The sequence below is a fragment of the Carboxydocella sp. ULO1 genome, from assembly GCF_002049255.1.
Taxonomy (GTDB): domain Bacteria; phylum Bacillota.
The window spans coordinates 1-1,767 of sequence record NZ_BDLQ01000036.1; the positions used below are offsets into that span (position 1 = coordinate 1).

Here is a 1,767-nt window from a genome sequence, read left to right on the forward strand (position 1 = left end):
AAAATATATACTGTAAGTCATACATATAAAAACATTTTAGAAAATAGGTTTAAATTAAAAAATAAAATAAAAGTATTGTACCCTCCTCTTGATATGAGTTCATTTTATAAAATTAAAAAGGAAGAAGATATAAATAGAAACAGTTTAGAATTATGTTATTTAGGCGCATTAACAAAAATTAAAAACCCATTATTTGCGATAAAAGTGTTATATAAATTAAAGGGAAAGTTAGATAAAAATATTAAATTACATATTATTGGAGATGGATATCTAAAAAAGAAATTGATCAAAACCATTAATGGATTAAATTTACAAAATGACGTTATAATATATGGCCGAATAGACAATAAAACTGCTATGAATATATTGAATAAATGTGATATATTATTACATCCATCAAACCATGAGACATTCTGTATTGCTTTATTAGAAGCAAAATTATATGGTTTAGTAACTATAGCAAATTCAAACTTGCATGTTCCAAAGTGGTTGGTTGATTTTAGTTTAAAATTAGATATAAATTTATGGGTTGAGAAAATTATTAGTACAAAAAAGACGCCAAAAAACGTTATGAACAAAATCAATATTGTTATTAATCACAATTTCAATAGATTTCTGTATAATGCTTTAAATATAAAATTAAATAAATTATATAAATAGAGGATGAATAGTTATATGAAAGCAAAAATTGTAATGATAGGTCCTAGTTTAAATGGGCAAGGTGGTATATCTACAGTTAAGAATATGATTATTAAAAATTTTCCCAATTACATTGAGTGTTATATGATAGAGACTTTATCTGGTAATAACTTGATTCTTAACCTCTACACTTTTTTAAAATCAATTTTACGTCTAAATATTTTAGTTTTAACCAAAAAAATTAATATTTATCATATTCATTTTGCATCACGCGGCAGTACGTTAAGAAAACTTATTATAGCCTCTATTTTAATTCTATATAAACAAAAATTTATTATTCATGCACATGGTGCAGAATTTCATATTTTTTATAACAATTTACCTAAAATTTTCAAAAATATTATATCTTTTATATTTAATAAATGTAAATACCTCATAGTTTTATCTAATAGTTGGAAGGATTTTTATTCTAACGCTTTTAATATAGAGAATGAAAAGATAAAAGTAATACCTAATCCAGTTATTATTAATAAAAACCTTAAAATGGATTTTAATAATCAAGATTTAATAAAATTTGTTTTTTTGGGACGAATAGGAAAACGGAAAGGTATATTTGATTTAATAAAGGCTTTTAGTAAATTGCCTTCTGATATAAAGAATAAGGTATTACTAGATATTGCTGGTGATGGGGAAGTAGATGAAGCGCAAAAATTGATTCGTGAACTTAAACTTAATAATTATATAAATGTTTATTCTTGGTTATCTTACAAAGAAAAAGATTTGTTATTGAAGAAAGCAAATTGTTTTATTTTACCTTCATATAATGAAGGTTTGCCAATGGCATTATTAGAAGCATTAGCTTATGGGCTTGCTGTCATAACGACTCCTGTAGGTGGCATACCTGAATTAATAAAAGACGGTGAAAATGGAATACTAGTTAAACCTGGAGATATTGATATGATTGCATCTGCGATTGAAAGAATAGTTAGAGATAAAAATTTAAGAGTTAAAATTGGTATAAATGGATTTAATACTGCTATGAAATATGATATCAAGTTATATATTAATAAATTAATTAAATTATATATAGGAGAGGATGATTAGTGATAATAATGGATTCATATAAAT

Annotated in this window: 2 protein-coding genes; both read left to right on the plus strand. The window is 23.9% G+C overall.

Annotation, left to right across the window (positions count from 1 at the left end; translation table 11 throughout):
- The coding region (locus tag ULO1_RS07555; protein WP_143325429.1) for a glycosyltransferase family 4 protein at positions 1–660 on the plus strand (660 nt) is incomplete at its 5' end.
- 15 nt (positions 661–675) lie between these two features.
- Positions 676–1,743 carry a glycosyltransferase family 4 protein gene (locus ULO1_RS07560; protein WP_159446853.1) on the plus strand — a complete coding sequence of 356 codons (1,068 nt, stop codon included), beginning with the start codon at positions 676–678 and terminating at the stop codon, positions 1,741–1,743.
- The last annotated feature ends 24 nt before the right edge of the window (positions 1,744–1,767 follow it).

Bases quoted from the DNA above. Each gene is read 5' to 3' on its own strand.
- ULO1_RS07560 (WP_159446853.1), top strand. From the start codon at position 676: ATGAAAGCAAAAATTGTAATGATAGGTCCTAGTTTAAATGGGCAAGGT.